Below are 10,031 nucleotides of genomic sequence, written 5' to 3' on the forward strand. Positions count from 1 at the left end.
GAGGCAGGTATGAACGATTTACAGAGACTGAAGGAAATGGGCATCACGGTGTGGGATGTGAGACGCCCTGAGTGTTATCCCGATGTGTCTCCTCAGCCAGTTTCTTTGCCTGACGATTGTAAGCTGCTGCTGGTGAGTGAATCCAAGCCCACTGAGCAGGAAGCCTGGTTATTCAGTAAGGTACTTGCAAGCATGAAATTATCGGTTGAACAAGCTCTTCATCTTCCACCGCAGGCAGTTAATTTACTTGGAAAGCACCAGTTGGATTGGTGTTGGTTTGCTGGCACCCAAGATGAAGATATTAGGGGTGTAAAGCGTTTAACCTCGCCCTCATTGGCCGCCCTCGATAATGATCAACTTGCCAAGAAACAACTTTGGCAGCAGATAAAGCAGTATGAATCCTGAAATTCTTCCAATGGACAGCCAATGGCTGGACGACGTGGTGCGCATAGAAAACGCCGCACATACCCACCCTTGGGCTGAAAGCCTGCTAAGAAAACCAGAAGCCAAATTTGGCTGTAACCGCGTGTTGGTTGAAGATAATCAACTGATAGGCTACTTCTTTGCCCAATGTGTGGCGGGTGAAGCATCCTTGCTAAATATTGCTGTTTCTCCAGATTGTCAGGGAAAGGGGTATGGCAAGCAGCTACTTCAGGCATTTCTTGATCGCATGCGCGAAGCAGGTGGAGAAGAAGCTTGGCTGGAAGTGCGAGAGAGTAATCAAGCGGCCATCAGGCTGTATGAAGCACTCGGTTTTAACGAGTTTGATCGTCGGTACGATTACTACCCGACAGCATCCGGCAGAGAAGATGCGCTCATTATGAGCTATTGGTTTGAATAAATCGGCCAGATGTTCTTAAAAGAAAACCCGCAATAGCGGGTTTTCTTGTTTATGCGGTTTGTTCTGGTTGGCTGATTGGCGCTGGTGGGTGAATAAATCCTTGGTAAGCATCGATGAAATCGGCATTTATCCTCGACTTACTTTCATCGTCTTTTACGCCAGTGGCAATCACAATGATGTTTTTTGATTCAGCAATGTTAGCCAGCGTTTCGGTAAATACGCGGTTCTGGGCGTTCTGGTTTTGACTGAATGCCTGATCCAACTTCACGTAATTTGGCTTCAATGCAGAAAGGTATTCGACCTCCTGCAAATAGCGCCCAAAGTGATCAATACCTATCGTGGCACCGACTTTTCGCATTGCGTCGCTAAAGCTGATGCAAGCAGCGAGATTATTCCTCGCACTGGCTTCGCTGATCTCAAAACAGATCTTATCGGCTGGCAGTTCGTTTTTCAGCAAGTCTTGAAGCCAACTGATGAACAGCCTGTTTTCCAGACTTTCATCTGTCAGGTTTAAGGCAAAAGGTTGGGAAATAGGCGCTTCTTTGTGAAGTTTCACCAACTGCTCCACCACGACACGATCAAACTCAACACCTTTCTCAAACAACTGGATATAAGGCATCAGTCTGCCACCAGACTGCCAGGTTCCTTCAATGTTCGCTTGAGTAAAGACTTCTTGGTGTAATGGCTCTGTTGTGTCACCGGAAAAACGATATACGGGCTGGGATAACAGGCGAACAGCCTTATTTTTCAACGCCCCATTGAGCAACGAACGCCAGGTTTCGCGGTCTATAACCTGCTCTTCTGAACCACGGTTAAACACAAACACATCATGTTGCTTTATAGCGCGTTGCAGGGCGTTGTCAGCCAATGACATCAGCTTCGTTCCTGGCAAACCATGACCATGTACCACACCAATGTGGAAACCTTCATTGGTATCAAACCCTGCCATGTTGACTTCGTTGTTGAGGGTACTGATAAGAATGTGAAGGCTATTGCGGCTCTGCTCTTCGCTACACTCAGGAAGGATCAGTGCAATCTCCGTTTCGCTGATGCGGGCCACGCAAACATTGGGGAAGGCACTGAAAGCTGATTGCAATGAAGTGGACAGCAGGCGCCAGGTTTCGTCGCGAGCGGCATAGCCATAGCGGCGATAGATGGTTTCCAGCCACCCCATATTAGCGATCACAACAGCACCCGGTACATTTTCATCATCACCCATCCAACTGTTGAGCTGGTGGATAAAAAATTGACGGTTTGGTAAACCGGAGGCTGAGTCATACATCATGCTGTTGTTCAGGGTTTTCAGCTCTTTGTGGAGCGATTGGATCATCCGTTGGATGTGGGAAGAAAGGTTATCCAGTGCGGTATCCAACGACTTCACGCCAGAACGTTGCTTTGCCTGAGAGGACGAGAAGTCTTGCTCAGCCAGGCTATTCAGCGTTTTAGTGATGCGTGCGACGGCTCTCTTTCCATGGTTGAACGCTAGTGTGAAAACGGCCAGCAATGCAGCAATCGTAGCACTCAATGTCAGTGCGCTTTGATTGAAGTCTTTCGCAATTTGCAGGTTGGCCAAATGGGGTGAGAACGACAGAGTCAAGGTCGCCACTTCTGAACCATCGTGGTGCAGTTGAATCACCCGATCGATAGGCTGCACTGAATTCAGCTTTTCAAACCAGAAGGCTGTTTGGACAACGGCGTCTTCCCTAGACCAAATACCTTGCTCCGCGGTGATCTGGTCGGTCAACGTTATCTGGATCAATTCAGATGAAAGCGAAGCGTTCGTGATGCGTGAAATCGCTTCAGTGTCGTAGTAAGCCACCAAGGTAGGCAGAACCTGAGTTAACTGGCTTTCGACTGTGTCAGCATGTCGGGTCAATTGTTGTCGTTGTTGACTAATGCCACTCGACAACATGGCGAGTAGCGACAGCATGAGCAATAAAATAGCCGACAGGTAAACCCCAACCAGTGGCGAGCGTCGTGTAAACATAGTGAGTCTCTAATTAACACACAGTAAGTGAAGACCGACAATAGCTGTCGGCCTTTACCCATCAATTGGCTGTAAAAATAGTCCAGCGCATGTCCGTGGTGCTGTAGCTACCTGAAAGGGTGGCCATGACACGTCGGTTCACATCATGTGCATATTCAGAGTCTTCATCGATCAATGGCACTGTGTCACCGTAGCCAATGGCCTCAACACGAGATGCATCGATACCGAAGTCGTTGACTAATGCTTTCGCTACTGCGTCAGCGCGACGTTGAGACAGTGCGAGGTTATATTCGGGGCTTCCGACTTTGCTAGCGTGGCCTTCGATGGTGACATTGGCATCAGTTTGATCGTTTAGAAAATCCGCCAACTGCTCAAGTTTGGCATAGTTGCTTGGACGTAATTCTGAAGAGTCATTCGGGAATGTGACATTCAGACGAAAGCTCTGCTTAACGGTTTTATCTTTCGGGCAACCATCGTTGTCGACAGCTGCTCCATGCAGTGTCTCCTCACATTTTTCACGGGCTTTGATCACGCCGTCATAGTCAAGGTCGCGAAGATCGTTCACTTGTGGTGATTCGTCCTGCATGGTCACAATGTCTTGTGAGCTGCAGCCTGCCAAGAGCAGTACTGAAAGAATAGCGAGTGTCTTTTTCATTACTGTACCCCTCCTTCGTAGTTCTCGTCACCTTTCCATACTTCGGGGGTGGTGATGCGCAGTGATGCCAACAACTGCCCGGTGGCATTCAGCAGTCGGTATTGGGCAATCAGATCATCATATTCCGCTGTTAGGTATTCCCGACGTGCCTGGAACAGTTCATTTTCTGAATCCAGCACATCAATCAGTGTGCGTTGACCCAGTTTGAACTGATCTTCATAAGCATTTCGAGTTTCCGTCGCTGCTTCAACGTGCTGGCGGAGGTACTGCATTTGCTGTTTCAGGAAGACGCGGGCATTCCAAGCTAGGGTGGTGCCTTCTTCAATGTCGCGATAGGCATTGAGTTGAATCGCCTTTGATTCATTGATGCTGTATGCCGCTTCACGCTCACGGGCTTTGTCTGCACCGCCAGAGAACAGGTTGTAGTTAACACGCACCATGGCGAGGATTTCATCGTTGTTGCCGCCAACGTCCAAACTGCTCCCTGGTTGTGTACCGTCATTACCATCCAGGTTGTGATCCCAGCTGGCAGACAGATCAAAGGTGACTTCCGGATAGTAGTTGCCTTTCGCGGCCACACGTTGCGCTTTCGCTGCATTGATGTCGTTGCCAGCAGCCTTTAATGTTGGATGGGCAGCTTTCGCCATTTCCATTGCTGATTCCAAAGAGATTGGCAGCATCACGCCATCTGGCACCGGAATACGAGTATCTTCTGGCGCGCGGTTCACAATGCGTTGATAGGAGATCCTTGCATCAGACAGGTTGTTTTGCGCTGAAATAAGATTCGAATGTGCGCGGGCTAAACGACCCGTTACCTGAGATAAATCCGCCGTTGAGCCGAGACCCGAGTCAGTCTTTTGTTTCACTTGATCGTAAATGATCTGGTGACTTTGTAGGTTACGCTGCGCAAGCTCAACCACTTGCTCTGCTCGCAAAAACTCTAAATAAGCTCGGGCAACTTCCAATGCCAGATCTTCCGCAGTTGAATAGAGTGTCCATTGGTTGGCGCTGGCTTCGAACTCGGTACGTTTCACTTCGTTCGTGGTTTGAAAGCCGCTGAAAAGCACCTGACGCAATGATACGCCGATTTCGCGGCGGGTCATTTCTACTTCATCGTCATAACCTACGTTATTAGCAGCATCTCGACGAGTAGAAGGACTTTCTGTCCACTCTCGGCCAATACCAGCATCAAAGTCGATGGTTGGATAGTAGCCCGCACTGGCTTGATTAACTTGTTCTTCGCTTGCCTTAAAGCGATTGAATGCTTGCCTGATTTGCGGGTTGGTATCCAGTGCTGTTGCTACTGCCTGCTCGAGTGATTGAGCAGCAGCCGCAGCAGGAAGTAAGGTCGCCGCAACTGCCAAAGCGGTAACACTTCTTCTGAGCGAGTGGCCAACACTGTTTTTCATTACTCTCTCCTTGTTATTATTATCAGCGCTCACGGAGCGCTGACTCTTTCGCTCTCAGTATGGGATTTAGCAAATAGTCTAGAACTGTCCGTTTACCGGTAATGATGTCGACAGAGGTCAACATACCCGGAATGATTGGCAGTTCGCTGCCATCCTTTTTCTCCAAACTGGATTTCTCCGTCCGGATCCTAACCAGATAAAAACTGTTACCCTCTTCATCCTGCGTGGTGTCCGCGCTGATGTGCTCCAACGTGCCGTTGAGGCCGCCATAACGCGTGAAATCGTATGCCGTTACCTTGACAACTGAAGGCAGGCCCGCGTACAGGAACGCGATATCCTTCGGTGCGATCTTGGCTTCGATAAGAAGCTGATCCTCGGCAGGAACGATTTCTATCAAATCAACACCCGGCTGGACGACGCCACCAAGGGTATTGATATGAATGGTTTTGATGGTGCCGGTGACTGGCGCAGTGATAACCGCTTTGTCTACTTTATCCTGTGCGCCTACCTGGGCTTGGCTTAAGCGGGAAAGACGGGTTTCCAACTCACTCATCTTTGAACGGGTTTCATTGCTAAATGCAAGAACCGCTTCGCGACGTTTCAAAATGGCTTCATCTACTGTCGCTTTGATTTTCGGCTGCATGAGACGGAGGGAGTCCAACTCGCCTTTAAGATCATTGACCTGACGCTCGAGTTTGAGTAAATCGACTTCTGAAACGATGCCTTTTTTCGCCAGTGGAATAGTAATCTTGAGTTCACGCTTTATCAGGCCAAAACTGTCTGACAAAGTGCGGATTTTGGATTCAATTTCCTGACTCTCTTGCTGCTTTTGTAAAATCTGGCGAGCCAGAATCTCCAGACGGTTTTTCAGATCCAACAAACGGCCTTCATATTCCTGACGTTGCCCTTCAATAAGCGCAGGCTCTGACTCTTCAAGCTCGGTAGGAAACTCAAGCGGAGACAGTGTGATGGCAATTTGTTCCCGCCAATTTGGCGCGGTAGGAGACAGCTCAATGCTGCGAAGCTCTGAGCGCATACGAATAATGTTGGCACGTAGGCTGGAGACTTCTTCTTCTTGCTGTGCAAAGTCAGAACGGAAGCGGGTATCGTCAATGCGGGCTAGGGGCTCGCCTTGTTTGACTAACTGGCCTTCTTGCACATACATGGCTTGTAAAATACCGCCATCCAAGCTTTGAATGAGCTGGACCTGAGAGGAAGGAATCACCTTGCCTTCACCTCGGGTGACACGGTCTAAAGAAGCAAATGCCGCCCAGGCGATAATGGCAGCGAAGAAAGCAAATACGCCCCAGATAACAAGACGGTAACGCACGGGCGCATCTGTCAGCATGGCACCATAGACGTCATCGGTCATTTCAATGTCATCACGCTTTAGTGCGTTAGTCATTTTGACCTCCTCCGTTGGCGTTTAGACGTTCAAGCACCTTATCCCTTGGTCCATCCATGACAATGCGGCCTTTGTCCATCACAATCACACGGTCAACCAATTGAAGCAGAGCCATTTTGTGAGTGATCATCACCAAAGTTCGGTCTTTCGAGGCGAACTTCATGGCATGAATAAATTGGTTTTCCGCATGGGCATCAAGGCTGGCGGTTGGCTCGTCCATGATGAGTAGTGGTGGGTCATTGAGCAGAGCGCGAGCCAGTGCGACAGATTGTCGCTGACCACGGGAGAGGGCCTCACCACGTTCTCCCACCTGCTTATCAAGTCCTTCACTGTCCTGAGAGGTAAATATCCCCACACCTGACAGTTGTGTGGCACGGATTAACTGGTGCTCTGTCACCTGTCTTGTGCCAAACATGATATTTTCGCGTATCGTACCGTGAAATAACGTTACATCCTGCGCCAGATAGCCCACATTGCGACGCAGATCTGCTGGGTGAATTTGCTTGGCATCGACACCATCAAATCGCAGGCTGCCTGCCGTTGGCTGATAAAGGCCTGATAGCATTCGGACAAGGGTACTTTTACCTGTGCCGTTCTTACCCAGAATGGCAATTTTCTCGCCAGCGTTGATGGTCAGGCTGGTGGGGTGGAGGGTTGGTTTTTCTGACTCTGGGTAGCTAAAACCAATATTGTCTGCGTAGATATCACCTTTGAGGCGCTTGCGGCTAACCAAGTGGCCTTTGTCTGCAAACTCATCTTCCTGATCCATCATGGCATTGAGCTGACGCATACCGGATTGTGTCTGGTTCCAGCGGCTCATGAGGCCTGCCAGTTGCGCCATTGGCGACACGGCTCGGCTTGAAAGCATTACCGCTGCGATAATCCCACCCATGGTAATTTGTGCATCTGCCACGCGATAAACACCGAGCACAACAACCGCAACAGAGGTGACCTGCACAATAAAAGAAGCAAAGTAAGAAACTGAGTTGGTGATTTGCTTCACCTTGAGGTTCCAGTTTGCCGTGTGAGCGGTCATCTGTTGCCAGCTCTTTTGAACTATGCCTTCCGCGACATTGGCTTTGATGCCTTCCAGTGCCGAGAGACTTTCAATCAAATGGCCATGCTTTTGGCTGGCATATTTGTTTGATTCTTCAATAGCGGCTTTGAGTTTTGGCTGAACTAGCAGGGCATAGCCGACAATAAGAATGCCAGCGACGACAGGGACGGCTGCCAAATCACCAGCGAATATATAAATCACAAACAGGAAGAAAAGCGCGAACGGCAAATCTACTAAGGTGGTGATGGTGGCAGAGGTGAGCATATCTCTGATGCCATCAAATTCGCCAAGCTGCTTCGCCATACCGCCGACGCTTTTCGCACGCTTTTCAAGAGGGATTCCCATTAGGCGAGCGAACAGGCGAGAAGACACAATGATATCGACTTTCTTACCTGCAATATCAATCAGGTAAGAGCGCATCTTTTTCATCATAAAGTCAAAGCTAAAGGCAATCAACGCTCCGGTTGCCAGTACCCAAAGTGATTCAAACGCAAGGTTAGGTACCACTTTGTCGTAGACATTCATGACAAACAGAGGTGAAACCAACGCGAAAATGTTTACCAGTACAGAGGCAATCAGCGCATCGCGATAAATGGGCGAGGCATCCTTAACGGTCTGCCAGAACCAATGGATTTTGGTGTCGTGAAGGTGCAGATCGATGCTGTTGTCACCACGGTACTGGCGTTTAACCAAAAACGCATAGCCCGTATACATGGCTTCCAGATCTGCTAAGGAGATTTCTTCCTCGCCTCCAGTCTCAGAAGTTTGGATTAACGCTGTACCTTCTTTGCTGTTTATCTCACGAAGAATACAAGCTTTTTTGTCGGTCAAAAGAAGTATGCAGGGCAATAAAAGCTTTGGTAGTGCTTTTAATTGCCTGCGGGAAAGCTTGGCCGTCAGCCCGGCACGGGCTGCAGCCTGAGGAAATAAATCCGGTGTCAGCAGGGCGTCTGTCATCGGAAGACCTGCCGTTAAGGCATCTCCCGAGCACGGCGAACCATAGTGCTCAGTCAAAAAGACCAAGCAATCTAACAACGGGTCGTCTACCGCTTGCGTTGACGCACTAATGCGCCATTGCTGCGGCTTGCGTTCGGCAATCGCTGCGTCAGTCACCTATTTCTCTCTTAAAAATTTAAAAAATAAACGTGCAAAAATTAAAAGCAAAAAACGGGCCTAGCGAAGGCTGGACCCGTTTGATGATTTATTCTTCAGGCAAGGGTTGAATGTCCACTTTAAAGGAAGTGTCGCTTCCATTATCTTCTGTAATGACTAAACGTTTTTCTTCACCATTAATGATGGTATTGATTACAATGCCACTAGCACTATTAGCATTACCATGAAGACCTTCAAGAATAATGGTTTGGTCAACGTCAAAGCTATCTGTTCCAAGACCATCTTCACTAACATCAATATCCAAGATGACTTTGACGTTTTCTCCCGATCCTTCGACGTTTGATACTTGGATTTGGGTGGCGCCACTGATGAGGTTATTGAGGTTTAGCCAATCTTCACCATCGTCAACGCCATTACTTTTGTTATCAAAGTCTACGATGGTATCAACATACGGTGATGAGATATCAAGGTCATCTAAGTTCCAAACAAACTCGTCTGAACCATCGTCACCACGCATTAAATCATTGCCTGAACCTCCGATTACGATGTCATCACTAGACCCTGCGCGGATGTAATCATCATCAGCACCACCATCAATTTTATCTTGCCCTGAACCACCTGAAATAATGTCGTGTCCAGATTCGCCGAATATTGTGTCGTTTCCTTTTCCACCTTGTGCGATATCAGCCCATGGTTGAGATGGGGCCCTTATTGTTCCATCCTCGACGTTGCCAAGAAAAGTCTCAGGGTCAGGATCTAACTGTTGTGTGAATGCATCCTCATCAGAACCTCGAACCCAAGACTCAACATGCGCTAAGTCTTTAGCATCATTATTCCCACTGTCCCCTAAATATATAATGTCGTTCCCAGAACCAGCTTCGACATGATCATTGCCACCGTAGGTATAAATTGCATCTGAAGCGTTGAGCACCAAGCTCTGAGCCCCCGATTCATTCAATAACTCATTTAGTTGTGAAGCTGTCTTGTGGTATGGGTTAGCAGAATCATGGCCTGTATTGAAGGTAGCGCCGTTGATTGTTACTTGGGACTGCACTTGGATACCGTCAGCAGATCCATATAAGTTGACCATGTCGTTATATTCGCCAGTTTGGATTAGGTTGTCATATTGAGTATTCTCTTTTCCAGCAATATCAATATGTACTTTTGCCGTATCGGTATCGCCTTTCACGTCTTTGATTGTGTAGTCAAAGGTAAAGGTATCGGTTTCACCTTGGCCCAACTCGTCACGATCATTGGCTGTGAAACTAAACTCTCCCGTCACACTATTTATGGTCAGTGTCCCTTCGTCAAAGATGACAGTCGCCTCATCACCGTTAAAGGTGAGTGGCTCGCCGTTGACCTCAGTGATGCTAAACGTGTGGCCTTCAGGATCGATGTCGTTGCTAAACAGAGAGCCTTGAATAGTTGCGGTAGAATCTAACGTGTCACCTTCGACAACTTGATAAACACCCGTGCTATGGACAGTGATTTCTGTAATTGTGAAATCCGTAGAGTCGCCATTGTTTCTGTCACCATCATTTTGTCGTTCAACAGACTCAAGAAC

General features: G+C 48.3%; 8 protein-coding genes. 2 read left to right on the top strand and 6 right to left on the bottom strand.

Going from position 1 to position 10,031, the window contains the following annotated elements; translation table 11 throughout:
• Nucleotides 1–9 precede the first annotated feature (9 nt).
• Together RN22_RS08260 and rimI are read left to right on the top strand one after the other, a co-directional pair.
• Nucleotides 10–405, top strand: a complete 396-nt coding sequence (locus RN22_RS08260) for a DNA polymerase III subunit psi (protein WP_046303880.1) — start codon at nt 10–12, stop codon at nt 403–405.
• Entirely contained in the window at nt 395–841 is a 447-nt protein-coding gene (gene rimI, locus RN22_RS08265) for a ribosomal protein S18-alanine N-acetyltransferase (RefSeq protein ID WP_046303881.1), read from the top strand. Before RN22_RS08260 ends, rimI begins: the two co-directional genes overlap by 11 nt.
• Before the next feature lie 49 nt (nt 842–890).
• Here the strand turns inward: rimI and RN22_RS08270 are convergent, their stop codons facing one another.
• The 6 genes from RN22_RS08270 to RN22_RS08295 form a co-directional block, all read right to left on the bottom strand.
• The gene (locus RN22_RS08270; RefSeq protein WP_046303882.1) at nt 891–2,828 is read right to left on the bottom strand and encodes an EAL domain-containing protein; all 1,938 of its coding nucleotides are present in this window, start codon (nt 2,826–2,828) and stop codon (nt 891–893) included.
• 61 nt (nt 2,829–2,889) lie between these two features.
• Complete coding sequence (locus RN22_RS08275; RefSeq protein WP_046303883.1) at nt 2,890–3,483, bottom strand: OmpA family protein; 594 nt, start codon at nt 3,481–3,483, stop codon at nt 2,890–2,892.
• A complete protein-coding gene (locus RN22_RS08280; RefSeq protein WP_046303884.1) occupies nt 3,483–4,892 on the bottom strand; it encodes a TolC family outer membrane protein in 1,410 nt (469 codons plus the stop codon). The genes RN22_RS08275 and RN22_RS08280 overlap by 1 nt, the downstream gene beginning before the upstream one ends.
• Nucleotides 4,893–4,914: 22 nt before the next feature.
• Nucleotides 4,915–6,297 (bottom strand): HlyD family type I secretion periplasmic adaptor subunit, encoded by a 1,383-nt coding sequence (locus RN22_RS08285; protein WP_046303885.1) that lies wholly within the window; start codon nt 6,295–6,297, stop codon nt 4,915–4,917.
• Nucleotides 6,290–8,467 (bottom strand): type I secretion system permease/ATPase, encoded by a 2,178-nt coding sequence (locus RN22_RS08290; RefSeq protein WP_046303886.1) that lies wholly within the window; start codon nt 8,465–8,467, stop codon nt 6,290–6,292. Before RN22_RS08290 ends, RN22_RS08285 begins: the two co-directional genes overlap by 8 nt.
• A gap of 88 nt (nt 8,468–8,555) precedes the next feature.
• Nucleotides 8,556–10,031 (bottom strand): Ig-like domain-containing protein (locus RN22_RS08295; protein ID WP_046303887.1); only part of this gene is annotated, 1,476 nt, incomplete at its 5' end.

Origin of the sequence: Grimontia sp. AD028 (genome assembly GCF_000973155.1) — a bacterium.
Lineage (GTDB): Bacteria > Pseudomonadota > Gammaproteobacteria > Enterobacterales > Vibrionaceae > Enterovibrio > Enterovibrio indicus.